At 62.6% G+C, this 23342-nt stretch carries 22 protein-coding genes; 10 read left to right on the forward strand and 12 right to left on the reverse strand.

Annotated features, from left to right (window positions below):
- The gene (gene trhO / locus KJP30_RS14495; protein WP_218449973.1) at positions 1 to 921 is read right to left on the reverse strand and encodes an oxygen-dependent tRNA uridine(34) hydroxylase TrhO; all 921 of its coding nucleotides are present in this window, start codon (positions 919 to 921) and stop codon (positions 1 to 3) included.
- 40 nt (positions 922 to 961) lie between these two features.
- Positions 962 to 2179, reverse strand: a complete 1218-nt coding sequence (locus KJP30_RS14500; protein ID WP_218449974.1) for an Hsp70 family protein — start codon at positions 2177 to 2179, stop codon at positions 962 to 964.
- Between the two features lie 109 nt (positions 2180 to 2288).
- Here KJP30_RS14500 and pncA point away from each other — a divergent pair, with 109 nt between their 5' ends.
- Together pncA and pncB are read left to right on the forward strand one after the other, a co-directional pair.
- Positions 2289 to 2882 carry a bifunctional nicotinamidase/pyrazinamidase gene (gene pncA / locus KJP30_RS14505; RefSeq protein WP_218449975.1) on the forward strand — a complete coding sequence of 198 codons (594 nt, stop codon included), beginning with the start codon at positions 2289 to 2291 and terminating at the stop codon, positions 2880 to 2882.
- A 49-nt stretch (positions 2883 to 2931) separates the two neighbouring features.
- The gene (pncB, locus tag KJP30_RS14510) at positions 2932 to 4224 is read left to right on the forward strand and encodes a nicotinate phosphoribosyltransferase (RefSeq protein WP_218449976.1); all 1293 of its coding nucleotides are present in this window, start codon (positions 2932 to 2934) and stop codon (positions 4222 to 4224) included.
- Positions 4225 to 4305: 81 nt separating this feature from the next.
- Here pncB and KJP30_RS14515 read toward each other — a convergent pair whose 3' ends face one another.
- Genes KJP30_RS14515 through KJP30_RS14525 form a run of 3 tightly spaced genes read right to left on the reverse strand, consistent with a single transcriptional unit; the run spans position 4306 to position 7600 of the window.
- Entirely contained in the window at positions 4306 to 5391 is a 1086-nt protein-coding gene (locus KJP30_RS14515) for a hypothetical protein (RefSeq protein ID WP_218449977.1), read from the reverse strand.
- A complete protein-coding gene (locus KJP30_RS14520) occupies positions 5388 to 5990 on the reverse strand; it encodes a 5-bromo-4-chloroindolyl phosphate hydrolysis family protein (protein ID WP_218449978.1) in 603 nt (200 codons plus the stop codon). Before KJP30_RS14520 ends, KJP30_RS14515 begins: the two co-directional genes overlap by 4 nt.
- Positions 5990 to 7600 carry a substrate-binding domain-containing protein gene (locus tag KJP30_RS14525; protein ID WP_218449979.1) on the reverse strand — a complete coding sequence of 537 codons (1611 nt, stop codon included), beginning with the start codon at positions 7598 to 7600 and terminating at the stop codon, positions 5990 to 5992. Before KJP30_RS14525 ends, KJP30_RS14520 begins: the two co-directional genes overlap by 1 nt.
- Before the next feature lie 122 nt (positions 7601 to 7722).
- Here KJP30_RS14525 and hisC point away from each other — a divergent pair, with 122 nt between their 5' ends.
- From hisC to KJP30_RS14540, 3 genes are read left to right on the forward strand one after another with little or no spacing between them, the layout of a single operon-like run.
- Positions 7723 to 8808 (forward strand): histidinol-phosphate transaminase, encoded by a 1086-nt coding sequence (hisC, locus tag KJP30_RS14530; protein ID WP_218449980.1) that lies wholly within the window; start codon positions 7723 to 7725, stop codon positions 8806 to 8808.
- Positions 8805 to 9725 (forward strand): prephenate/arogenate dehydrogenase family protein, encoded by a 921-nt coding sequence (locus KJP30_RS14535; protein WP_218449981.1) that lies wholly within the window; start codon positions 8805 to 8807, stop codon positions 9723 to 9725. The genes hisC and KJP30_RS14535 overlap by 4 nt, the downstream gene beginning before the upstream one ends.
- Positions 9722 to 10369 (forward strand): extensin-like domain-containing protein, encoded by a 648-nt coding sequence (locus tag KJP30_RS14540; protein WP_218449982.1) that lies wholly within the window; start codon positions 9722 to 9724, stop codon positions 10367 to 10369. The genes KJP30_RS14535 and KJP30_RS14540 overlap by 4 nt, the downstream gene beginning before the upstream one ends.
- A gap of 119 nt (positions 10370 to 10488) precedes the next feature.
- Here KJP30_RS14540 and KJP30_RS14545 read toward each other — a convergent pair whose 3' ends face one another.
- The 3 genes from KJP30_RS14545 to KJP30_RS14555 all read right to left on the reverse strand — a co-directional run bounded on the left by KJP30_RS14545 (position 10489) and on the right by KJP30_RS14555 (position 14152).
- Positions 10489 to 12165 (reverse strand): flotillin family protein, encoded by a 1677-nt coding sequence (locus tag KJP30_RS14545; protein WP_218449983.1) that lies wholly within the window; start codon positions 12163 to 12165, stop codon positions 10489 to 10491.
- Positions 12166 to 12191: 26 nt separating this feature from the next.
- The gene (locus KJP30_RS14550; RefSeq protein WP_218449984.1) at positions 12192 to 12953 is read right to left on the reverse strand and encodes an OB-fold-containig protein; all 762 of its coding nucleotides are present in this window, start codon (positions 12951 to 12953) and stop codon (positions 12192 to 12194) included.
- Positions 12954 to 13591: 638 nt separating this feature from the next.
- On the reverse strand, positions 13592 to 14152 hold the full coding sequence (locus KJP30_RS14555) for a TlpA family protein disulfide reductase (protein ID WP_218449985.1): 561 nt from the start codon (positions 14150 to 14152) through the stop codon (positions 13592 to 13594).
- A gap of 21 nt (positions 14153 to 14173) precedes the next feature.
- Between KJP30_RS14555 and argH the strand changes: the two genes are divergently transcribed.
- From argH to KJP30_RS14570, 3 genes are read left to right on the forward strand one after another with little or no spacing between them, the layout of a single operon-like run.
- Entirely contained in the window at positions 14174 to 15565 is a 1392-nt protein-coding gene (gene argH / locus KJP30_RS14560; protein WP_218449986.1) for an argininosuccinate lyase, read from the forward strand.
- Positions 15562 to 15705: an argininosuccinate lyase gene (locus KJP30_RS14565; RefSeq protein ID WP_218449987.1), complete on the forward strand. Its 144-nt coding sequence runs from the start codon at positions 15562 to 15564 to the stop codon at positions 15703 to 15705. The genes argH and KJP30_RS14565 overlap by 4 nt, the downstream gene beginning before the upstream one ends.
- Positions 15705 to 16013 carry a DUF2834 domain-containing protein gene (locus KJP30_RS14570; RefSeq protein WP_218449988.1) on the forward strand — a complete coding sequence of 103 codons (309 nt, stop codon included), beginning with the start codon at positions 15705 to 15707 and terminating at the stop codon, positions 16011 to 16013. Before KJP30_RS14565 ends, KJP30_RS14570 begins: the two co-directional genes overlap by 1 nt.
- Before the next feature lie 40 nt (positions 16014 to 16053).
- On the opposite strand, the gene KJP30_RS14575 is transcribed toward KJP30_RS14570, so the two are convergent.
- Complete coding sequence (locus tag KJP30_RS14575) at positions 16054 to 16875, reverse strand: SDR family NAD(P)-dependent oxidoreductase (RefSeq protein ID WP_218449989.1); 822 nt, start codon at positions 16873 to 16875, stop codon at positions 16054 to 16056.
- A gap of 204 nt (positions 16876 to 17079) precedes the next feature.
- Here KJP30_RS14575 and lysA point away from each other — a divergent pair, with 204 nt between their 5' ends.
- Together lysA and KJP30_RS14585 are read left to right on the forward strand one after the other, a co-directional pair.
- The gene (gene lysA, locus KJP30_RS14580; protein WP_218449990.1) at positions 17080 to 18345 is read left to right on the forward strand and encodes a diaminopimelate decarboxylase; all 1266 of its coding nucleotides are present in this window, start codon (positions 17080 to 17082) and stop codon (positions 18343 to 18345) included.
- Between the two features lie 37 nt (positions 18346 to 18382).
- Complete coding sequence (locus tag KJP30_RS14585; RefSeq protein WP_246594500.1) at positions 18383 to 20914, forward strand: DUF4175 domain-containing protein; 2532 nt, start codon at positions 18383 to 18385, stop codon at positions 20912 to 20914.
- Positions 20915 to 21017: 103 nt separating this feature from the next.
- Here KJP30_RS14585 and arfB read toward each other — a convergent pair whose 3' ends face one another.
- From arfB to KJP30_RS14600, 3 genes are all read right to left on the reverse strand, one after another.
- The gene (gene arfB, locus KJP30_RS14590; protein WP_218449991.1) at positions 21018 to 21440 is read right to left on the reverse strand and encodes an alternative ribosome rescue aminoacyl-tRNA hydrolase ArfB; all 423 of its coding nucleotides are present in this window, start codon (positions 21438 to 21440) and stop codon (positions 21018 to 21020) included.
- Positions 21441 to 21699: 259 nt separating this feature from the next.
- Positions 21700 to 22341 carry a queuosine precursor transporter gene (locus KJP30_RS14595; RefSeq protein WP_218449992.1) on the reverse strand — a complete coding sequence of 214 codons (642 nt, stop codon included), beginning with the start codon at positions 22339 to 22341 and terminating at the stop codon, positions 21700 to 21702.
- 100 nt (positions 22342 to 22441) lie between these two features.
- A complete protein-coding gene (locus KJP30_RS14600) occupies positions 22442 to 23338 on the reverse strand; it encodes an esterase-like activity of phytase family protein (protein WP_218449993.1) in 897 nt (298 codons plus the stop codon).
- Positions 23339 to 23342 lie beyond the last annotated feature (4 nt).

Here is a 23342-nt window from a genome sequence, read left to right on the forward strand (position 1 = left end):
CTAGCCCTCGTCGACAATGTCGGTGTGCAGGTGGCGTTCACCGCGCGCCTTGGCCAGGGCAATTTGTTTCTGGCGTTCGCGAAAGCGGTCCTTGTCCTCGACCGAAGTCTCGTCAATGCAAAGATGGCAAGACACGCCATGTTCGTATTCCGGCCGGGTGCGATCCTCGGGCAGGATCGGGCGGCGGCATGCGTGGCACAATTCGTGCGGGCCTTCGCGCAATCCATGTTCTACCGAGACGCGTCCGTCGAAGACAAAGCACGACCCCTGCCATGCGCTGTCCTCTTCGGGCACTTCTTCGAGATATTTCAGGATGCCGCCCTTGAGGTGGTACACGTCTTCGACCCCCTGGCTGAGCAGGTAGTTCGTCGATTTCTCGCACCGGATGCCCCCGGTACAGAACATGGCAACACGCTTGTTGTGAAAGCGGCCCTTGTTGGCCTCCCACCACGCGGGAAAGTCGCGGAAACTGTCGGTTTGCGGATCGACCGCGCCTTCGAAAGTGCCGATGGCGACTTCGTAGTCGTTGCGGGTATCGATCACGGCCACGTCGGGCGCGCGGATCAGATCGTTCCACTCGGACGGGTCGACATAGTGACCGACGCTGGCGCGCGGATCGACATCCGGCTGCCCCATGGTCACGATCTCTTTCTTCAGGCGTACCTTCATCCGGGCAAAAGGCCGTTCTGCCGCGCTGGACAGTTTCCATTCCAGATCGGCACAGCCGGGCAGGGCACGGATATGCGCCAGAACGCTCTCGATCCCTTCGGCGGGGCCGGCGATGGTGCCATTGATCCCCTCATGGGCCAGCAGCAGCGTGCCGGTGATCCTTTGCGCGCGGCAAAGCTCCAACAGCGGATCGCGCAGCGCGGCGGGATCGGGAAAGCGGGTGAAGTGATAGAGAGCGCAGACTGTAAACATGGGCGTTTCGATACGAAGCGTTAAGGGATGCGTCCAGCGGCTATTCTGCCGCAATGGCCAGCCCGTGCACAACGGCGGTAAAGACCTCGGAGTCCACCGGTCGGGCGTCGGGAAGGGCGCGGGTCATGGCGCTGCGCACGGCACTGAGCAGGCTGGACCCGCCGACATAGACCACCTGATCCACGCTGTCGGGGGTGCATCCCGCTGTTTTCAAGGTGTCGAGAGCACAGGCTGCGATCTCTTCGCCATAGCCGGTCAGCGCTTCGGTGAGGGCGGCGGCGGACAGGTCGACCGACAGGCCGCGTTCGACAACAGACAGCGCGATTTCGCCCGAGTCCGCCCCGTTGGCGGCGATTTTTCCGGCCTCGACCGCATAGGCGATATCGTGGCCAAGGTGGGATTCCAGAACATCGGCCAGTCGTTCGAACAGATGCGGTTCCGGCGACAGACGGATCCAGCGCTGTACCTCGCGCAGCAGGCCAGCGTCATAGACAAAGGGGATCTTTTCCCAACTGGCCAGATCGTTGAACAGGGCACGCGGCGCGGCGTGGGTCTTGGCACCAAGCTCGGCGCCAATCTGCGCACCATGGCCCAGCAGGGGCATTGCGTGCGCGAGGCTGAGCGCCTTGTCGAAATCCGTGCCGCCCAGCCGGATCCCCCCGCTGGCCAGAACCTCGGTTCTGTCACGGTGCCGGTCACAGATGGTGAAATCCGACGTGCCGCCGCCGATGTCGACGATCAGCATCCGCCCCCCGCCATCCACCGCCAGCGCGGCGGCTTCGGGTTCGGGCAGAAATTCGACCGACTGGAAGCCGGCCAGTTGATACGCCTCGGTCAGGTCGGCCAGGGCCTGCGTGTCCTTTTCGGCCGAGGCCGAATGGAAATGCACCGGACGGCCCGAAAGAGCCGCGTCAAAGCGCATGCCGGTGTGCGCTTCGGCGCGGCTGCGGATTTCTGCCAGAAAGCGGGCGATCACCTCGATCAGGGTGAGGCGTTCGTTCAACAGGCGGCGGGGTTCCCGTGCCAGTGGCGTGCCAAGAATGCTTTTCAGCGCGCGCATGAACCGGCCTTCGGCGCCGTCCATCATCGCGTGTGCCGCGGCGCTGCCGTAAACATAGCGGCGGTCTGCGAAATCGACGAAAACCGCTGTCGGCAGAGTCGCCGCGCCGGGTTCCAGCGGGATCGCATAGGGGCGTCCGGCCGCCATGACGGCGACACCTGTGTTGGACGTGCCGAAGTCCACGCCAAGCCGTGCCATGATCGCATCTCCTGTTTGGAAAGGAGCGACGGGTAGCAGAGCGCGCCTGCCATGGCAATTCCGGAATCCGCTCTCTATGGTGCATTCCAACAGGAAAGGGAGAGAGCCGATGCACGCCCTGATCGTGATCGACGTCCAGAATGATTTCTGCCCCGGCGGTGCGCTGGCGGTCGAACGCGGCGATGAGATCGTCCAGCCGATCAATGCCCTGATGGCCGAGTTCGAGACTGTCATCCTGACGCAGGATTGGCACCCGGCGGGCCATTCTTCCTTTGCCTCCTCGCATCAGGGCAAAGCGCCTTTCGACCTGATCGACATGCCCTATGGGCCACAGGTGCTTTGGCCGGATCATTGCATCCAGGGGTCTCCGGGCGCGAATTTCCACATGGAACTGGAAGGGGACCGGGCCGACCTCATCATCCGCAAAGGGTTCAACCCGGCGATCGACAGCTATTCCGCCTTCTTCGAGAACGATCACAGAACTCCCACCGGGCTGGAGGGCTATCTGCGCACGCGCGGCATCGACCGTCTGACCATGGTCGGTCTGGCGACGGATTTCTGCGTGAACTTCTCGGCGGTCGATGCGGCGAAACTGGGCTTTGACGTAACCGTCCGGCAGGACCTGTGCCGGGCAATTGATCTTGACGGGTCGCTGAAAGCGGCGCTGGAGGGGATGGCAAAGGCGGGTGTCACGCTTGCGTGACAGGGCAACATCCGGTTTATCCTGAGCTTTCACGCGGAAGAGGACGGCCATGGTCGACATTGCTACCCGGGTCTGGAACCACAAGTGGAAGATCGACCCAATCGTGCGGTCCCTGATCGACACGGATTTCTACAAACTGCTGATGTGCCAATCGGTGTTTCGCAACAAGCGCGATACACAGGTGACATTCTCGCTGATCAATCGCACAAAGTCGGTGCCCCTTGCGCGGCTGATCGACGAAGGCGAATTGCGTGAGCAACTGGATCATATCCGTTCGCTCAGCCTGACGCGGGGCGAAAGCACCTGGCTGCGGGGCAACACCTTTTACGGCAAGCGCCAGATGTTCCGGTCCGATTTCATGGAATGGTTCGAGGCGCTGCGTCTGCCGCCCTATCATCTGGAACGTGTCGGCGATCAGTACGAATTGACCTTTGAAGGCAACTGGCCCGAGGTCATGCTGTGGGAAATCCCGGCGCTTGCGGTCCTGATGGAACTGCGCGGCCGCGCTGTCTTGCATGATATGGGCCGGTTCGAATTGCAGGTCCTGTACGCCCGCGCGATGACCAAGCTGTGGGAGAAGGTGGAACATCTCCGGCAGGTGCCACAACTGCGGATCGCGGATTTCGGCACCCGGCGGCGGCATTCCTTTCTGTGGCAGGACTGGTGCGTACAGGCGATGCTGGAAGGGCTGGGGCCAAGTTTCGTCGGCACGTCCAACTGCCTGATCGCCAAGAACCGGGATCTGGAGGCGATCGGGACCAATGCACATGAACTGCCCATGGTCTATGCCGCGCTGGCCGAGGACGACGCCGCTCTGGCGCGGGCACCTTACGACGTCCTTGCCGATTGGCATGACGAACACGAAGGCAACCTGCGGATCATCCTGCCTGACACTTATGGCACCGAAGGTTTCCTGAAACGCGCGCCGGACTGGCTGGCCGGGTGGACGGGCATTCGTATCGACAGCGGCGATCCGGCGACCGGGGCAGAGGTGGCAATCGACTGGTGGAAAAGCCGGGGTGAGGATCCGACCAAGAAGCTGGTGATCTTTTCGGACGGGCTGGATGAGTCGAAGATCCTAGAACTGTATCGCCAGTTCGAGGGCCGCGTGCGCGTGTCCTTTGGCTGGGGCACCTTGTTGACCAATGATTTCCGCGGACTGACGCCCGGCGATACGCTGGCGCCCTTTTCTCTGGTCTGCAAGGCGATCAGCGCTGAAGGAAACCCGACGGTCAAACTCTCGGATAACCCTAACAAAGCCATGGGTCCGGCGGAGGAAATCGCGCGGTACAAACGTGTCTTTGGGGTGGGCGAACAAGAGGCGATGGACGTGGTCGTCTGATGGCAAGGGGATGGGAACGGCGCTCGTTCCGGCCTTTGGCCGAAACATCGCCCCGCCCACCATCCCCGGCCGCAAGGCGCGTTACTCGACGGCGTCGATGATTGCCTCCATCACGCGGGCGGCGGGCATGGGCACCACCAGCGCAACTGTTTCGGGCAGGCTGGCGACCTTGATGTCGGCCGGATCGTTTTCGACCCCGATCAAACCGGTGCGGAAGCCGTGGTCGGTCCAGGCGATTTTCTGGATGTCAGGATCCACCAACGCCTCTTCGAGACGGTCGCAGGCCGGGGTCAGCGCGATCAGCGGATGTGAGGCAAAGATCGTGGGTTCCGGATAGATCACCCGGATCTTTTCGCGGATCAGGTCAGCATATTCGGCATTTTCGGTCAGGAACTCGACCAGCTGGTTTTCATAGCCGACGATCATCGGGCGGGCGCCCATGCCCTGTTTCAGAAAGTTTTCGAAAATGTCGCCCGAGGAGCTTTCCATGTGGCCCATGGCGGCGAAATAGCCGGTAACGCGGGGCAAAACCTGCGGCAGGTCGGCCTCTGTCGGGGGGGTGCCGTCGTTGAACACCGTTGCCAGCAGGCCGGACCAGATATTGCCCGAGTTGGATTTTGCCGGGTGGGTCGAGAAAACCTTGAACGGTCCGTAGATGTTCAGGCCGAGGTCTTCCTGCCAGCGCGCGCCGTCCGAAATCAGCTTGCCGATGGCATCGACATTGGCGGTCAGCATGCCGTCTTTTTCGGTCACGGCGCCGCGCGTGGTGAGCGCGTCGGCCACGGCGTCCCATGCATAAAAGACGATGGGAGAGTTGAAGATCGTCTCATCCCCTTTGACCGGCTTTCCCGAGATCTTGGCCAGTTCGACCGCAACCATGGTCGAGGGCCAGAGGCAATCCTTGCCGGTGCTGTCCAGCGTTGTCACCATTTCGACCGAACCGGCCTTGGTGGCATCAAGGTCGATGCGATAGCGGTCGTGGATGATCTTGGCGACCTTTTCATTGGCCAGAAGGGCCGATTTCTCGCCACCGAAATAAATCGATACGTCCACACGTTCGCGCGGTGTGACGTCCCGCGTCAGCGAGGAGAAATCCACCACCGACACGCCAACGGCGACGGCGGCAACGACGCCGAGGATTCCAAGGCCAAGCAGGGAGCGGTTCATCTGATCCTCCGGTTCAATTGCGCGCCCAGCGCGTCCACTTCGGTTTCGAGCGCGGCAAGATCATTCTCGATACAGGCGCGGTCGATGTCCTCGACCACTTTGTTAAAACCTCGGATCTGCGCGCCAAGCTGCGACAGGCGATCGGCCTGCGAACCGCTGGCCCGGCCGGCGAGATCTGCATAGGTTTCGACGGTTTGCACGACATTGGGCAGGTATGTGCTGATAAAGCGACGCGTCAGGCGATAGTCGTCCGGATCGCGCAGGACATTGTCGCGGATCGACCGCACGTGCCGTGCCATTTCGGTCACGGCGGCTGCGTCCAGTTCAGGCAGTCCGGGCACCGTGGCCTCCAGCCGGGCGGCATGGTCCAGCAGCGCCGCCCCGGCATTGGCCATGTCTGCGGCAGAGACGCGGGCACCCAGAATGATTTCATCCGCGCGCTGGCGGCGCGGAATGATCAGCAGCAGCGCGCCATAAGCCACCGCCGCAAGGATCAGCGCCAGCCACCATACCAGCGTCGCGCCAAAGAACAGGCCAAGGAAGATCGCGGCCGCGATCGCCCCGGCGACGATCTGGCGCGGTCCGTCGTAAAGCCCCATCAGTTGTATCCCTTCGCGGACCGCAGGGCCTTGGTCAGGTCTTCGCCCGCGTGGAAAAGGCGCCCGATCGAGATCTTGGAAAGTTCATCCAGCTGTGCCTCGTCGGCGCTGCCAAAAGCGATGGCGTGGATCGGGATGTCCTTGGTGTAGGTGGTCATATCCATATGGGCCAAAAGCGCCGAGCGGTTTTCCGTGTCCGATGCGCCGTCCGTCATGGCGACGATGGCGGGCAGGAACTTGGGCAAAGTGCCGTCTTCGGCATAGGGCCGCATCGCTTCGAATGCCTCGTAGATCGCGTAGTAGACATCGGTGCCGCCATCGGCCTGTAGCGCGTTGACGAAATTCAGCGCGCGTTCAGAGGCGGCGGCGTTGTTGCCCTCGACCACGATGGGTTCGAGAATGTTGTGATTGAACGGAAGGATGATGGTCACGTCGCGCGACGAAGGCTGTAACAGGTTGACCGCCGAGGCATCGGGATCCAGCAGCAGGCGCATGGCGTCCTTGAGTTCTTCGATGGGTTGCCCGCCCATGGAGCCGGAAACATCCAGCACCCAGACCGTCAGCGAAGGCTTGCGCAATTCCGTTTGATAGAGCCGGAGCGCCTCGCCGATCACCTCTGACGAGGGGGTGGGGATGGGAGCAATGGCGCGGCTCAGTTCAATCCCCCATTCGGGGTTCCAGACTGACGTGTCGGCGCCCGAAGCATCCAGCCCGATCAGACCGGCCCGCCGTCCCAGCCCGGTCAGCAGGTCTTGCGCGGTCTTGGAGTTCAGGAATTCTTGCAGGTCGAGGAATTTCGCCTCTTTGGCGTCGTCCCCTTTGGACACATAGCCCAAGGGGCTGTCCGCCACCGACAGCCCGTTTGCCGGGTAGATCGCATAAAGCGGTTCCTTGCCCTCGGCGACCAGTTTCTGGTTCGCCTCGATCACCAGCGCCTCGTAATTGAACATGGCGTCGAACGAATCGTAATTGTCGACCAGCGCGTCGACCAGCCAGCCAGATGACCCCGATGACCGGTCCACCTGCGCCAGCAGGTCTCGCACGTTGTCCAACGTTTCGGGATCTTGCAGATGTGCCATGGTCAGCACGTCAGGATTGCCGGCAAGCGCGTAGAGAAAGCCGAAATAGGCCGATGCACCTGAATTCGACTGCGTGGCCGAGGTCATCGACAGGCGGAAACTGCCATCCTGCGCAGCCTTGTGGATTTCCTGAATGGTGACATCGCTCCGCCCGATCCAGCCCAGTTGGCGGGCCACGGACATGCGCAGGCCCAGTACGACCGGCGACCGCAGCACAGAGGCGTCGTGTTTCACAACTTTCTGGGTGTCGCCCAATTCGATCCAAAGCGAATTGGCGGGCCAGACCGCGTCAAATTCGGTTTCGGTGCCCTTTGTCAGCTCGCGAGAGATGTCGACGGACCCAAGGTAGGTGATCTGGATGTCCGCCTTGTTGTCGGCAGCCCATTCCATGATCAGCGGCTCCAGCGCCCGGTTCTCGGACCCGGAAACGATATGCAGGGCAACACGGGGCGCAAACGCACCGGAGTTGATCACGAGAAGCCCGATGAGGATCGCCACGAGGGCGGCGAAAATGGCAAGCAGCGTTCTCATGAAAGCGACTCCGTCAAAATAACTTGCGGGCATCGTATCTTGGATGGCGCGGATTGGAACCCGTTTGTGCCTTTTCTAACCGGGGGTGCGGCGCTATGCACAGGGTGCTTTTGGAGGTTGAAATGACAGCGATCAAGCCGCAGCCCGGGATCATGGACATTGCGCTTTACGTGGGTGGGAAATCCCATGTCGAAGGTGTGACCAACGTGGTGAAGCTGAGCTCGAACGAAAACCCGTTCGGGCCGAGCCCGGCCGCCCAGGAGGCGGTCAAACGCTCTGTGCATGAACTGCACCGCTATCCCTCCACGGACCATAGGTCGCTGCGCGAAGCCATTGGCGAGGTGCATGGCGTGGATCCGGATCGTGTGATCTGTGGCGTCGGATCGGACGAGATCATCACTTTCCTCTGTCAGGCCTACGCCGGACCGGACACCGAGGTGCTGTATACCGAGCACGGCTTTGCCATGTACCGCATCAGCGCGCTGGCCGCCGGGGCCACCCCGGTCGAGGTGAAGGAACGCGAGCGGGTTACGGATGTGGATGCAATCCTTGCGGGATGTACGGAGCGGACGCGCCTTGTCTTCATCGCCAACCCGAACAATCCCACCGGTACGATGATCGGTTTGGCCGAGATCGAGCGGCTGGCAGAGGGGCTGCCGGAACAGTGTCTGCTGGTGCTGGACGGGGCCTATGCGGAATATGTCGATGGCTATGACGGTGGTGCCAAGCTGGTCGAACATCGCGACAACGTCGTTATGACGCGCACCTTCTCCAAACTGTACGGGCTTGGCGGGTTGCGCGTGGGATGGGGCTATGGCCCGCAAGAGGTGATCGACGTGCTCAACCGTGTGCGCGGGCCATTTAACCTGTCCGGCACGGCTTTGGCGGCTGCCGAGGCAGCGGTGCGCGATACCGCCTATGTTGAAAAATGCCGCAAAGAGAACACGCGCCTGCGCACATGGCTGGCCGAAGCGCTGGCCGAACACGGTGTGCCCAGCGATACGTCGACCGCGAATTTCGTGCTGGCCCGCTTTGCCGATCAGGCCGAGGCCGAGGCTTGTGATCTGTACCTGCAAAGTCAGGGTCTGATCGTGCGGCGCGTGGCGGGGTACAACCTGCCCAATTGTCTGCGGATCACCATTGGCGATGAACCGTCCTGCCGTCAGGTGGCGCATAACATCGGCCTGTTCAAGGCGGGTGCGCGATGACGGTGATCTATCAGAAAGTCGCTCTGATCGGGTTGGGCCTGATCGCGTCGTCGATGTTCTGGGCCATGAAACGTGGCGGCGTGGCCGGTCAGGTGACCGGCTATGCCCGCAGCGCCGAAACCCGAGACACGGCCCGCCGCATTGGCCTTTGCGACCACATTGTCGACAGTGCCGAAGAGGCGGTCAAGGATGCGGATCTGGTGGTGCTGGCAACGCCTGTTGGCGTCATGGGCCGCGTGGCAGAGGCGATTGCGCCCCATCTGAAACCCGGGGCCACGGTGATCGACGTTGGCTCGGTCAAGCGGACGGTGATCGCCGAGGTTGGCCCGCATATCCCCGAAGGTGTGCATTTCGTGCCCTGTCACCCGATGGCGGGCACCGAGCATTCCGGCCCGGAGGCCGGTTTTGAAACGTTGTTCGACAATCGTTGGTGCCTGATCGTTCCGGTCGACGACGCCGAGGCAGAGGCCGTTCAGCGGATCGAGAGCTATTGGCAGGCATTGGGTTCGAACACCGAGATCATGGATCCCGAACATCACGATCTGGTCTGCGCCGTTGTCAGCCATATCCCGCACCTGATCGCCTATACCATGGTTGGCGTTGCAGATGACCTGCGCCGCGTGTCCGATCAGGAAGTGATCAAGTTTTCGGCCGCCGGTTTCCGCGATTTCACCCGGATTGCGGCCAGCGATCCGACCATGTGGCGCGACGTTTTTCTGACCAACAAGGATGCGACCATCGAGATCCTTGGCCGGTTCACCGAAGAACTGATGGCGCTGCAACGAGCCATCCGAACCGGCGACGGTGAGCAGCTTCACGCCTATTTCACCCATACGCGCGCCATCCGCCGTGGCATTCTGGAGGCCGGTCAGGATACCAATGAACCGGACTTTGGGCGTGCAAAGGTGAAACGGTGAAACGACTGGCGCTGGGGATTCTCTGTCTGACATTGCTGGGGGCCTGCGGCGTTCGCGACAGGGTTTCGAACGGTGTCGACGGGGTTCGCAGCGCGCTGGGCAACGGGTTTGCCTCCAGCAAGGGGTCGGTCTGCGGCGATCCAAGCCTGAAAGGCGAGGTTGTTGGAAAGGTTCCGGGACGCCTGCCGGGATGTGGCATCGAGGATGCGGTGCGGCTGTATTCAGTTGGCAACGTGCGCCTGACAGAGGGTGCGCTGATGGATTGCCGGACGGCACGCGCGCTGGAGGTCTGGGTCCGCGAAGGCGCGCGCCCCGCAGTGGGGCGCCGGGGCGGCGGTCTGGACGGGTTGAAGGTGGCGGCGCATTATTCCTGCCGGACCCGAAACAACCAACCGGGCGCGCCGATTTCGGAACATGGCCGGGGCAAGGCAATCGACATCTCTGCGCTGATCCTCAAGGATGGTTCCCGGATCACGATCGAAGATGGCTGGAACAAGCGAAAAGACGGCAAGGCGCTGCGCAAGATGCACGGCAAGGCCTGCGGAGTCTTTGGGACCGTGTTGGGACCGGAGTCCGACCCCTGGCACCGGGATCACTTTCATTTTGATACGCGGCGGCACGGCAACGGGGCCTACTGTCGCTGAGTTTTCCGGGTGATTGCGACGGGGAGGGGGCGCTGCCCCCGCTCCTGCGGAGCTCCCCCGGAGTAGTTTTGCCAAGAAGAAGCAGGAGCGGCGCCCCGATGTGAGGCGCCGCCGTTGCGTCAGGGTCTGGGGGAGGTGTCATCGTCCGCCGCGGAGCGATCCGCCGGGTTTTCGGCTTCGCCCGCGGGTTTTGCGCCCATGAGCCCGTCGATGGTGCCATCCATTGTCATGCCCAGTTCTTCGCCCAGTTTTTTCAACGCTGGCATCTGGACGGCCATGCCCATGATGGAATCGAGCGCCTGATTGACCGGAGCCTTGCCATCGGAGCCGCCGGCCCCCGTTGCGCCGGTGCCGTTCAGCCCCGAGACCTGATGGATGCGGATCGAGTCGATCTTTTCGGCCGGACGTACCGCTTCGGCGAGGATCTTTGGCATCGCTTCGATCCGGGCGAGGTCGATTTTCATGGCGACAAGTGCCTCCGAGAGGGCGTTTTCGGCGTCGGTGATGGCGCGCTTGCCCTCGGCTTCGGCCAGCATGTCCTTCTTTTTGGCTTCGGCGCGGATGGTCAGCGCGTCGGCCTCTGCCTGCGCCTCTTCGCGGCGGGCCATCGCGCGGTCCGAGGCTGCATCCTTTTCGGCGGCGGCGGCGAGGCGGATCTTGGTGGCCTCGCGTTCTGCTTCGCGGGCGGCTTCGATAAGGGCGATCTGCTTGAGACGTTCGGCCTCGGCCACCTGTTTGGCGGTGGTCACGGCTTCCATTGCCTTGGTGGCTTCGGCGCGGGCGAGATCGGCGCTGGCGCGGGCGCGGCTTTCTTCCTCGGACTTCTGCGCGATGATGATCTGGCGATCCTGTTCCGCCACTTCGAGTTCGCGTTCCTTGGTGATCTCGGCCTCGCGGATTTTGCGTTCGCGTTCGATCTCGGCGCTGCGGACGGATTCTTCGCGGGCGATCCGGGAACGTTCGGTTTCGCGCTTGGAATCTTCGGTGCGGGCGGCGATTTCGGCCTCTTGCGCGGCGCGCATGGTTTCCAGCCGCTGCATCTGTTCGATACGGGCCTGTTCCTCGTCCTGTTCGATCGAGAGCTTTTGACGCTGGGCTTCCATCTCGGCGCGGCGCACGGCAACGTCGGCTTCGGCCTCGATATTGGCGCGTTCCTTGCGAGAGGTCGAAATCACCTCGGCCAGGCGGCGCATCCCGACGGCGTTGAAGGCGTTGTTTTCGTCCAGCGCCTCAAACGGCGTCTGGTCAAGCGCGGTAAGCGAGACCGATTCCAGCGAGAGACCGTTCTTGGTCAGGTCCTCGGAGACGGTGTTCTGTACCTCCTGGACGAAATCGGCGCGGTTCTCATGCAACTGGTCCATGGTCATCTGGGCGGCGACGGCGCGCAGCGCGTCGATCAGCTTGCCTTCGATCATCTCGCGCAACTGGTCGACATAGAACGTCCGGTCGCCAAGGGTTTGGGCGGCGCGTGAAATGCCTTCTTCGGTCGGCATGACCGACACGTAAAACTCCACGCCCACATCGACCCGCATCCGGTCCTGGGTGATCAATGCGGCCTCGCCGTTACGCTGCACCTCAAGGCGCAGGGTCTTCATGTTGACGGGGCTGACTTCGTGGAACAGGGGTATGACGATCACGCCGCCATCCATGATGACCTTCTTGCCGCCTGCGCCGGTCTTGACGAGGCTGACCTCACGCGTGGCGCGACGATAGAGACGTGCCAATACAAGCATGATGAGCACGATAAAGGCCAAGGCGGCCACGACGATAATCAGGATGGGCGTAATATTGTCCATTTCTGTCCTCTGGTGGTTGAAAAAACTCAGGAAAGCGCGACAAGCAGATAGCCCTGCTCATAGCGGTGACGCAGCACCATGACCTCGGTGCCTTGGGGGATCTTCACATCGTCGCGCAGCGGTTCTGCGCGCAGGTAATGGGTGTTGCCGTAGCGGTCGGTGACGCGGACCTCGGCGGGGCGGCCGCGGGCGGCGGTGCCTTGGGTCACGACGCCTGAACGGCGGCCGAGATGACGTTCGGACAGCGCTTCGGTTTCCATCTTGGGCAGCAGGCGGGCAAAGAGCGCACCGAAAGACCGGGCGAACCAGATGGCCACGGCTCCGGCCGGGGCGGCTACCATCCAGGACGGCAGGGGTCCGCCGAGGATATTGCTGGCGGTGACTTGAAGGATCAGCCCGCTCAGCCCGAAGGACATAAGAATGGCGGCCAGCCAGATCAGGGCGGGCATCTTGCCGAAACCCAGCCATGCCGCGACGCTGCCAACACCTGCCGGTCCGCCATCGGGCATATCGCCATCCAGATCTGGCGCGTCGAGATCGGGTTCGGCCAATTCCAGATCGCCGATGTCTATCCCGGTGCCGTCCAGGTCCAGGTCAATGTCCAAATCGCCTAGATCCGGCAAATCGACATCCATGTCCGGCCCGTCCATATCCAGACCGTCTGCGCCCGCGCCAAGCAGGGTGCCACCCAGCAAACCAAAGACGACCTCAAGCGCAAGAAGGCCAAAGAGCAGGGCAAGGGACAGGGTGAACGGGAACATCCCGTCCGACAGGAGAAGATCGAACATGCCTATTCCAAGATTTTTGTATGCGGTAGTATACAGTTCATATGGGGGCCTCACGAACCCGTTACAAGGATTTGCACATTAAATCAGCATCCCCTGCAACAGATTGATGACAGGCATCGTCCGAATTGGCACGCACGGAAAGTCCGGAAAGCCCGACCGGTTCACTCCAATCGATCCTTGCCGAGGCAAGGCACGCCCCGATTGCATGGATCCTCTGTGACCGTGATCGGGATTCGGGTTTGAAATCAGGCGTCTTCAGGCCAAATGTGGCGGCATTATCCGGGGAAATGGAAACAGATCCTTGAGCAGGGCCGGGACTGTCGCCGCCGTTTGGCGCATTTTAACGAAACTCGGGCCAAAATATTGCAAACTGCCCTGCTTCTGCCCATTTTGATCTTGTCGGCGGGGGGCCGACGACCCGGAGCTTGAACAACGTGACGCAGACGTTTCTTGTTTTCTTCCTGACGGCCATTGCGGCCCTTGCGATCGCGCATCGCATTGCCGCGCCGCAGCCTGTCAGGGTCGAGGTCAAACGGCCCCCGTCCGGCACGAGGCTGTAAGCCCGCCGAAATTCTCTCTCTCTCTCTCTCCAAAAAGCCCCGTCCGGTTCACCCGGGCGGGGTTTTTCCTATGGAGGCTTAGCCCTCGCCGCCCATCAACGCTTCCAAGACCGCGCGAGCGCTGTCCGAGGACCAGTCTGCATCACCGGTCAATCGGGCCACTTCCTGACCCTCGGGATTCAGGATGACCGTCACCGGCAGGCCCAGAACGCCCATCTGACGCGCCAGCATCGACTTTGGGTCGCGATGCAGCGGCAGGTTCGTCACACCGATTTCGTCGAAAAAGGCTTTCATCTTGGCAGGAGGATTGCGCGAGGTTGCGATGGTCAGCACCTCGAACCCTTCGCCACCCAGTTCTTCCTGCAATTCTGAAAGCATGGGCATTTCCTTGCGGCAGGGGGCGCACCAGGTCGCCCAGAAGTTGACCACAACCCATTTGCCCTTCCAGTCGGACAGGTTCAGCGGCGCTTCGTCGAAGGTCATGAAATCCACATCGCCCGCATCCTTGGGCGCATTGTGAAAGACCATCTTGCGCATGTCGCCGGCGACGACGGCCTTGGCGGCCTCGACATCGGCCACCACCGGATTTGCAAGCATGACTGCGGCGGTATAGAGAGCCGCAAGCGTGAGACGTTTCATATGACCTCCGAAAGGCACTCTATGTCTGACAAGACCTCGAACCAGATGTGGGGCGGCCGCTTTGCCGCCGGGCCCGATGCGATCATGGAGGCAATTAATGCCTCGATCGGTTTCGACAAGCGCATGGCGGCACAGGACATTGCCGGGTCTCGTGCCCATGCGGCCATGTTGGCCGCACAAGGCGTGATCAGTGATAGCGATGCCAAGGCCATTCGGGAAGGATTGCTCACGGTCTTGTCAGAGATCGAAAGCGGAGACTTCGCCTTTTCGACCGCGCTTGAAGACATTCACATGAACGTCGAAGCGCGCCTGAAAGAGGTGATCGGCGAGCCGGCGGGCCGTCTGCACACCGGGCGCAGCCGGAATGACCAGGTGGCGACCGATTTCCGCCTCTGGGTGCGCGATCAGCTGGACGCGGCAGAAACCGGGCTGACCGCCCTGATGCAGGCGCTTTTGACGCAGGCCGAGGCCGGGGCCGATTGGGTCATGCCGGGCTTTACCCACCTGCAAACCGCGCAGCCTGTCACTTGGGGCCATCACATGATGGCCTATGTCGAAATGTTCGGCCGTGACCTGTCGCGCGTGCGCGACGCCCGCGCCCGGATGAACGAATCTCCGCTGGGTGCGGCGGCCCTCGCGGGCACCGGCTTTCCGATCGACCGCCACATGACCGCAGAGGCACTGGGTTTTGACCGGCCCATGGGCAACTCGCTGGATGCCGTGAGCGCCCGCGATTTCGCGCTGGAGTTCCTGTCGGTCGCGTCGATCAGCGCCATGCACCTGTCGCGCTTTGCCGAAGAGCTGGTGATCTGGTCCTCGGCCCAGTTCCGTTTCGTGACCCTGTCAGATCGTTTTTCGACCGGTTCGTCGATCATGCCGCAAAAGAAGAACCCCGACGCCGCCGAGCTGATCCGTGCCAAGATCGGCCGTATCTTTGGCGCCAATGTCGCCTTGATGATGGTGATGAAGGGGCTGCCGCTGGCCTATTCCAAGGACATGCAGGAAGACAAAGAGCAAGTCTTTGACGCCGCGGACAACTGGATGCTGGCGCTGGCCGCGATGGAAGGCATGGTCCGCGACATGACGGCCAATGTCCCCGCACTGGAAGCTGCCGCGGCGCACGGGTTTTCAACCGCGACCGATCTGGCCGACTGGCTGGTGCGCGAAACCGGGCTTCCCTTCCGCGATGCCCATCACGTGACCGGCGCGCTGGTCGCCAAGGCCGAGGCCAAGGGCTGTGACTTGCCCGACCTCTCGCTTGAGGAAATGCAGGACGTGCATGAAAAAATCGACGCATCGATCTATGATGTCCTTGGCGTGCATAATTCGGTCCGGTCGCGCATGAGCTATGGCGGCACCGCGCCGGCCCGCGTACGCGAACAGGTAGCCGCCTGGAAGGAGCGTTTGGCATGAGACTCGTTGCGATCCTCGGACTGCTGGCCCTTGCCGCTTGCGGCGCGGATGGCGAACCCGAAGCCCCCGGCCCCAAATCCTCGGGGCCCGGCATCGGCGTCAGCATCACCGGCAAGGCCGAGGTCGGGATCACCGGCTGATGCTGCGGCGGCTCTGGCTGGCGCTGGCCCTCTGGGGCGCGGTGCATCCGATGTATTACTTCGCCAGCTACCTGGCCAAGAACGACTGGAGCCCACAGGCCCTGATCGACGCGTGGTTCGTCAATGACAGCACGCGCGGCCTGACCTGGGACCTGACCATCGCCGCCATTGTCCTGACGCTGTGGGTGCTGGCCGAGGTCGCGGTGCGGCGAAACTGGGTCGCGCTGCTCGCCATTCCGGCGACCTTCTGCATTGGGGTCAGCTGTGGCCTGCCACTCTATCTCTATTTCCGATCACGACCAATCTGAGAGGCCCCGGATCGGGTCCGGGGCCCGGGCCGCACTTGGCTCAGCGTTTCAGCCAGTCCGCAAATGCTGACCCATAATCCGGATGCCAGCGCGACAGCGGCGGCCGATTCTCGGTGATATCCTGTGCTGCCCAAAGGATCCGCTTTTCATCCGTGGCCCTGTCGACATCATTGTCCGGGCAAAGGATGTAGAAATCATCGCGCGTCAGCGATTGCAGCAGAAACTCGACCACCTGTTCCGGCGTCCAGGCATCGGCGGGTTTTTCACTGCGGCCGCGCGCGGTCAGCGGAGTATAGACGAAACCGGGGATGAACAGGCGCGCCTCGGTACGGCACCCCGCCATCCCCCGCAACTCGTGCTGGAGCGCCTCGGTAAAGGCTTTCACACCGGTCTTCGACACATTGTACGCCGGATCGCCGGGCGGCGTGGTGATCCCCTGCTTGGACCCGGTGTTCACGATCAGTCCGGGTTTGCCAGAGGCGGCCATATCGGGGCCAAAGACCTGCGACGCCCGCACCACCCCCCACAGATTGACCGCAAGGATCCTTTCCCAGTTGCCCTCGGCATCAAAGATGGAACTGCCCGGCTGGATTCCGGCATTGTTCATCAACAGGTTCACCGGCCCAAGCATTTCTTCGACCTTGGACTTGAGCCGCCGCAACTGGCCAACGTCCGAGACATCGGTGGCCATGCCAAGGGCCGCGCCGGTATCGCTGACCGCCGTTTCCAAAGCGTCGCCGCCCATGTCGGCGATGCAGACGCGCATTCCATGCCCGGCCAGCTGCCGCGCCATTTCGCGTCCGATCCCCGACGCCCCTCCCGTGACTACGGCCACATTTCCGGCTGTGATGGTCTCATGCATCTGCGATCCTCCCGGAACCCAGAGTGCGGCTTGGGCACCACCCGGGCAAGAGGGGAAAGACCCCAAAAACCCCGGCTACCGGTCCGCCGATAACCAAAAAGACCCAAGTGGCGCTTCTTCTGTCCTTAAATATCCCGGGGGTGAATTGGCCGTCAGGCCAAGAGGGGGCTGGCCCCCTTTCGCGCTCTCGGCTAAAGCGCGGGCATGGATCATTTTCTGTATCGCGACGGGCAGCTCTATGCCGAAGACGTGCCGGTGGCCGAGATAGCGGCGGCTGTGGGCGCTCCCTTCTACCTGTATTCCTCGGCGACTCTCGTGCGGCATTTCCGGCTGTTCGACGAGGCGCTGAACTGGGGCCCGCATCTGGTCTGTTACGCGATGAAGGCGGCCTCGAACCAGGCGATCCTGAAAACGCTTGCCGCCGAAGGGGCCGGTATGGACGTGGTCTCGGGCGGGGAATATGCGCGGGCCAAGGCCGCGGGCGTCCCGGGCGAACGGATCGTCTTTTCCGGCGTGGGCAAGACGCGCGGCGAAATCCGCGCCGCATTGGAAGGTGGCATCCGTCAATTCAACGTCGAAAGCGAACCCGAGATGCGGGTCATCTCGGAGGTGGCCAGCGCCATGGGGGTCGAGGCCCCGATCACGCTTCGGGTCAACCCGGATGTGGACGCCAAGACCCATGCGAAGATCGCCACCGGCAAAAGCGAAAACAAGTTCGGCATCCCGATTGCCCGCGCGCGCGACGTCTACGCCGAGGCCGCACGCCTGCCGGGGCTCAAGGTGGTGGGCATCGACGTGCACATCGGCAGCCAGCTGACCCAGCTTGAACCTTTCGAGCAAGCCTACAAAAAAGTTGCCGAACTGACCGAGGTCCTGCGGGCGGACGGGCATCAGATCACGCGGCTCGATCTGGGCGGCGGTCTGGGCATTCCCTATGCGCGTTCGAACGAAGCACCGCCTTTACCGATGGATTACGGCGCGCTGATCCAGCGGACGGTGGGCCATCTCGGATGCGAGATCGAGATTGAACCGGGCCGGCTGATCGTCGGCAACGCCGGGTTGCTGGTGAGCGGTGTTATCTACGTCAAACAGGGCGAAGGTCGCGATTTCCTGATTCTCGACGCGGCGATGAATGACCTCATCCGACCGGCCATGTACGAGGCACATCACGAGATCGTGCCTGTAAAAGAGGCAAAGCCGGGCGCTGAGCTTTTGCCCTATGACATCGTCGGACCGGTCTGCGAAACCGGGGACACCTTTGCCAAGGGGCGGCTGATGCCACCGGTTCAGGCCGGTGATCTGGTCGCTTTCCGCTCTGCCGGGGCATATGGTGCGGTGATGGCCAGCGAATACAACAGCCGCCCGCTGGTGCCCGAAGTGCTTGTCAGTGGCGATCAATTCGCGGTTATCCGCCCACGGCCCTCCTTTGACGATATCATAAATCGCGATACCATCCCCGTGTGGCTGTGAGGTATCCTCCTCGCAGGCTGACCCTGCGAGGAGCGATATGGCCCCGAACCGGACCGACATTCCCGAGATCTTTCGCACCCTGCGCCTGCCGCTGGCCCTGACCCGTTTGGGCATGGTGGCCGAGCGGGCGGCCCGCGCGTTCTGGCCGCTTTGGTCCGTCGTCATCTTTGCCCTTGCCCTGCTGATGCTGGGTTTGCAGGACGAGGTCGCGGTGGAATGGGTCTGGGTTGCCGGGGCGGTTCTGGCGTTGGGCGCGTCTTGGGGGCTGTGGTACGGGGCACGGCGGTTCCGCTGGCCTTCACGCGAGGCGGCGATCCTGCGGCTGGACGGAACGCTCAAGGGGAACCCGATTCAGGCTGCGCTGGATACGCAGGCCATTGGCGACGGGGATGCGGCCTCGACCGCCGTGTGGCGCGCGCACCAAAAGCGGATGCGCGCACGTCTGGCACAGGCACGCGCGGTGGAACCTGATCTGAGGGTGTCGCGCAACGATCCGCTGGCGCTGCGCTATGTCGCTCTGCTGGCGCTGTCGGTGGCGATCCTCTTCGGATCGCTGGTCCGGGTTCAATCCGTGACCGGTATGGGGGCGGGTGGACCGGACCTTGCCGCCGGTCCGGCATGGGAGGGCTGGATGCAGCCGCCGGCCTACACCCGCTTGCCATCGGTGTATCTCAACGACATCACCGCGCCGGATCTGGAGGTCCCTGAAGGGGCTGAAATCACCCTGCGCATGTATGGCGAAGTTGGCGCGCTCAGCATTCGGGAAAGCATTTCGGGGCGCGATCTGTCCCCGGAGGAAGCAAGCGAAACCGCACAGGATTTTGCCGTGCTGCGGTCCGGGGAGCTGGCGGTTGACGGGCCCGGTGGCCGGGTCTGGCAAATCGCCATGATCCCCGATGCAGCCCCCAGCGTGACACGCAACGGCGAGATCGAAGTCAGTTACGAGGGTGAGGCGCAGATCCCCTATTCCGCGCTGGACGACCACGGGGTCGTGATGGGCGTGGCGCGGTTCTCGCTTGATCTGGACGCGGTCGATCGCCGCTATGGCCGCGCCATCGCGCCCGAGCCGCGCGATACCATCGAAGTGCCGCTGCCGATGCCCGTGGCGGGCGATCGTTCGGAATTCACGGAATCCCTTGTGGGGAATTTCTCGTTGCACCCTTGGGCAAATCTGCCTGTGAAGCTGTCGCTGGAAGTGCAGGACGGACGCGGCCAGCTTGGCCTGTCCGAGCCGGAGGCGCTGGTCATGCCGGGGCGGCGGTTCTTTGACCCGGTCGCCGCGGCGTTGATCGAACAGCGGCAATCCCTGCTGTGGAACCGCGAGAACGCACCGATGATCGTGATGATCTTCAAGACGATCCTCAACGAACCAGATGATCTGTTCCGCAAGGACATCCAGTTCATGAAACTGCGCGCATTGAACAAGCGGCTGGAGACCCTGGCGAAATACGGCGCCATCACCGACGAAAAGCAAGAGGACCTGGCGCAGGCGATGTGGGACCTGGCGTTGGAGATGGAAGAGGGCGATCTGGAGGATGCCCGTCAGCGGATGGAACGGGCCCGCGAACGCCTTGAAGAGGCGATGAAGAACGGGGCCACGGACCAGGAAATTGCCGAACTGATGCAGGAACTGCGCGAAGCGACGCGTGATTACATGCGCCAGTTGGCCCAGCAGCAGGCGCGGGAGCGCGATCCGAACGCCGAGCCGATGGATCCGCAGAACATGATCCAGATGTCTCAGGACGACATCCAGCGCATGATGGACCGGATTCAGGAACTGATGGAGCAAGGCCGCATGGCCGAGGCCGCAGAAGCGATGCGCCAGCTTCAGGAGATGCTGGACAATATGCAGATGACGCAGGGCCCGGGCGGCGGTGGTCAATCGCCGGGCGAACAGGCGATGGAAGGGCTGGCCGACACCTTGCGCGAACAGCAGGAACTGTCGGACGAAGCGTTCCGTGACCTGAACAATGGCCAGCGCCAGCCCGGACAGCAAGGGCCGCAGGGGCAACCCGGCCAGCAAGGGGGGGGTGACGGACGTGATCCGGGCGATCAGGGACAGGGCGGCGACCTTGCCGATGAACTGGCGGATCGTCAGCGTGCTCTGCGCGACGAGTTGAACCGCCAACGACAGGCCTTGCCCGGTCAGGGGACCGAGGCAGGGGAACGCGCGGCCGAAGCGCTGGAGCGGGCTGATGGCGCAATGGACGGCGCGGAGCGCGCCTTGCGGGACGGCGATCTGGGTCGTGCGATCGACCAGCAATCGCGGGCCCTTGAGGCGCTGCGGGAAGGTATGCGCAATCTTGGCGAAGCGCTGGCGCAACAGCAGCAACAACGGACCGGCGAGCAGGGGTTCGCTCAAGGCGGAGACCCCGGCCAACAACGCGACCCATTGGGCCGCAACACCGGAAATACGGGCCGTGTCGGAACGGACGAAGGTCTGTTGCAGGGGCAGGATGTCTATCGCCGGGCCGAGGAACTGCTGGGAGAATTGCGCAAACGGTCGGGCGAGCTGGATCGTCCCGAGGAGGAGCGCAACTATCTTGACCGTTTGCTGGACCGGTTCTGATCCAGTTGTGCGCTGACGCGCGCAGGATGTCTTGGATCCGGCTTTGGGCCGGATCCTCGGGTGGCCTCCGGCGGGAGTATTTCAGCCAAGAAGAAGACCGGGATCAGTTTTCCGGATCGACCTTGCCGCGCAGGGACTTGACCTCGCCGCGTTGTTTCTTGGCCTGAAGGCGGCGTTTCTTGGATCCGAGGGTGGGCTTGGTCGGGATGCGGCGTTTGGGTTTATGTGTGGCCTTTTCGATCAGTTCGGCCAGCCTTTCGCGGGCCAGATCGCGGTTGCGGGCCTGGCTGCGGGTGTCATCCACCTGAATCACCACCGCGCCATCCTTGGTCCAGCGCCGCCCGGCCAGTTTGCGCAGCCGTGTCTTGACCGGTTGTGGCAGGTTGGGAGAGCGTTCTGCCTCGAACCGCAATTCAACGGCGGTGGAGACCTTGTTCACGTTTTGCCCGCCGGGGCCGGAGGCCCGGATGAACTGTTCGGTCAGTTCCCAGTCTTCGATTGTGATCTGATCGCTGATGCGGAGCATGGGGCCGTCTGTCGGGCAGGAAAAAGTAAAAAGGGCCGCCAGATCAGCGACCCTTCGAGAATACGGAGGCGGGGCCGGTTAGGCTCTGCCAATTCGGGGGCTGAACGCGCCCAGGGGCTGCCCTAGAGCGTCATCCTCCGAACTGTTCCGACACCTCTCTCCAATGCTTCTCTAGACACTGGATCACCTCCTTTCAGCTGTTGAAAACGCAAGATGATGGTGCCACGGGTATGGCAAACCACAAAGTCTTTTTTGCGTCTCAGGCGTGATTTCGATTCGGCAGTGCCTTGGAAACGATCATCCGGAAGGGGATCAGCGCCAGCAGAGCGAGGCTGAGTTTGACCATCCAGTCGGCCACCGCCAGCGAAATCCAGAGCGGCGTGGAGGGGCCCGCGCCAAGGAAGGGCAGCACCTCGTTGGCCCAGGACACGTCGTTGCCCGGTTCAATGAAGCTGAGCTGTGCCGAGAAGGCGATGGTGAAGAACAGTGCCGTATCCAGTGTCGAGCCGATCAGCGTTGAGGCGAGAGGCGCCCGCCACCAGCTGCCTTCGCGCAACCGGTCAAAGATCGAAACGTCGATCAACTGGGCGGTCAGAAAGGCAAGGCCCGACCCGATGGCGATCCTGAGCGTGACGGCGGGATAGGTGAAGCCGTCGCCTTGCAGCATGACCTGCGTTCCGATGATCGAGCAGAAGACACCGACGATGAAACCGGCAAAGACCACCTGCCGGGCGGCGGCGGCGCCGTAGATGCGGTTCATCAGGTCGGTGACCAGAAAGGCCAGCGGATAGGTGAAAGCGCCCCAGGTCAGCCATTGACCAAAGAGGAACTGGACGAGGATATTGGAGGCCAGAACAATGGCCGCCATGGCAAGAATGCCGGGAAGATGTGCGCGTGTCATGTGTGACCCGTTTTTGACAAGGTTGCGGGGACTTGATCCGGATTTTCGGATTGCGCGGGCTTACAGGGTCGGGTGCGGCGGCGTCAAGAGATTCCCCGGGTCACTCGACAAGGCGGTATTCGACAAATTCGCTGCGCAGGAAGCTTTTGAAGTTGTCGTCCGAGATCATCGTCAGGCGAAGAGCGCCGCCTGCGTCGCGCCAGACAGAGAGACCTTCGAGGTTGCCATGGGTGTGGTGCGGGGTTTCCAGCAGGGTTTCTTCTTGGGTGACCCTGTCGTTCGACAAGGTAAAGCGGCGGACGCGGGACCGAAAGGCGAAGCCTGTGAATTCCCGTTCGAGCAGGTAGAGGCGTCCATCGGGTCCGAAATCCGCGCCGACCGGAAGAAAGCCACCGCTGCGCGGGATCGAGAAAGGCTGGCTCCAGTTTGTGCCGTCAAAGCGCCAGACGGGGAAGGGGCGGGTGAGATGCCCCGAGCGTTCGGGCAGCGTGTAGAGATGCCCGTCCTTGTTTACGGCCAGTGCCTCAAGCCCGGAATTGCCTTGCAGCCTGCGAAAGGCGTCCGGGACTGGCAAGGCGGTGCTGCGCGACAGATCTGTGTAGGCCATGACGCGGTGCAGGCCTTCGAAGGAAACGAACAGGGTGCCATCCGGCGCGCGGGCAAGACCTTCGGAATCGGCGCGAAACCCTCGGACCGGGCGGCCTGCGGGATTGCGGAGGGGCGTGATGTCATCAACTGTCAGTCCAGACAGCTTGCCGCCTTTGCGGATCAGCCGACCGGTGACCAGCAGGCCGCGATCGGACAGAGCAGTAAAGGCGTTGCCGTCCTCTGAGAGTTCCAGCCCGGAAAAACCGCCCAAAGCCTCGGGGCCGGGCGGAAAGGCAAGTCTGCTGCTGATCTGCACACCCGAGGCTGTTTCGGCAGCACATGCGCCAAGTGCGGCCAGGCAGGCGCAGGACAGGACCAGCGCCCGCAGGCGAGGGAAAGGAACGGCCATCCGC

The organism is Antarctobacter sediminis, assembly GCF_019218285.1.
GTDB lineage: Bacteria > Pseudomonadota > Alphaproteobacteria > Rhodobacterales > Rhodobacteraceae > Antarctobacter > Antarctobacter sediminis.

Bases quoted from the DNA above. Each gene is read 5' to 3' on its own strand.
- trhO (WP_218449973.1), bottom strand. From the start codon at position 921: ATGTTTACAGTCTGCGCTCTCTATCACTTCACCCGCTTTCCCGATCCC.
- KJP30_RS14500 (WP_218449974.1), bottom strand. From the start codon at position 2,179: ATGGCACGGCTTGGCGTGGACTTCGGCACGTCCAACACAGGTGTCGCC.
- pncA (WP_218449975.1), top strand. From the start codon at position 2,289: ATGCACGCCCTGATCGTGATCGACGTCCAGAATGATTTCTGCCCCGGC.
- pncB (WP_218449976.1), top strand. From the start codon at position 2,932: ATGGTCGACATTGCTACCCGGGTCTGGAACCACAAGTGGAAGATCGAC.
- KJP30_RS14515 (WP_218449977.1), bottom strand. From the start codon at position 5,391: ATGAACCGCTCCCTGCTTGGCCTTGGAATCCTCGGCGTCGTTGCCGCC.
- KJP30_RS14520 (WP_218449978.1), bottom strand. From the start codon at position 5,990: ATGGGGCTTTACGACGGACCGCGCCAGATCGTCGCCGGGGCGATCGCG.
- KJP30_RS14525 (WP_218449979.1), bottom strand. From the start codon at position 7,600: ATGAGAACGCTGCTTGCCATTTTCGCCGCCCTCGTGGCGATCCTCATC.
- hisC (WP_218449980.1), top strand. From the start codon at position 7,723: ATGACAGCGATCAAGCCGCAGCCCGGGATCATGGACATTGCGCTTTAC.
- KJP30_RS14535 (WP_218449981.1), top strand. From the start codon at position 8,805: ATGACGGTGATCTATCAGAAAGTCGCTCTGATCGGGTTGGGCCTGATC.
- KJP30_RS14545 (WP_218449983.1), bottom strand. From the start codon at position 12,165: ATGGACAATATTACGCCCATCCTGATTATCGTCGTGGCCGCCTTGGCC.
- KJP30_RS14550 (WP_218449984.1), bottom strand. From the start codon at position 12,953: ATGTTCGATCTTCTCCTGTCGGACGGGATGTTCCCGTTCACCCTGTCC.
- KJP30_RS14555 (WP_218449985.1), bottom strand. From the start codon at position 14,152: ATGAAACGTCTCACGCTTGCGGCTCTCTATACCGCCGCAGTCATGCTT.
- argH (WP_218449986.1), top strand. From the start codon at position 14,174: ATGTCTGACAAGACCTCGAACCAGATGTGGGGCGGCCGCTTTGCCGCC.
- KJP30_RS14565 (WP_218449987.1), top strand. From the start codon at position 15,562: ATGAGACTCGTTGCGATCCTCGGACTGCTGGCCCTTGCCGCTTGCGGC.
- KJP30_RS14570 (WP_218449988.1), top strand. From the start codon at position 15,705: ATGCTGCGGCGGCTCTGGCTGGCGCTGGCCCTCTGGGGCGCGGTGCAT.
- KJP30_RS14575 (WP_218449989.1), bottom strand. From the start codon at position 16,875: ATGCATGAGACCATCACAGCCGGAAATGTGGCCGTAGTCACGGGAGGG.
- lysA (WP_218449990.1), top strand. From the start codon at position 17,080: ATGGATCATTTTCTGTATCGCGACGGGCAGCTCTATGCCGAAGACGTG.
- KJP30_RS14585 (WP_246594500.1), top strand. From the start codon at position 18,383: ATGGCCCCGAACCGGACCGACATTCCCGAGATCTTTCGCACCCTGCGC.
- arfB (WP_218449991.1), bottom strand. From the start codon at position 21,440: ATGCTCCGCATCAGCGATCAGATCACAATCGAAGACTGGGAACTGACC.
- KJP30_RS14595 (WP_218449992.1), bottom strand. From the start codon at position 22,341: ATGACACGCGCACATCTTCCCGGCATTCTTGCCATGGCGGCCATTGTT.
- KJP30_RS14600 (WP_218449993.1), bottom strand. From the start codon at position 23,338: ATGGCCGTTCCTTTCCCTCGCCTGCGGGCGCTGGTCCTGTCCTGCGCC.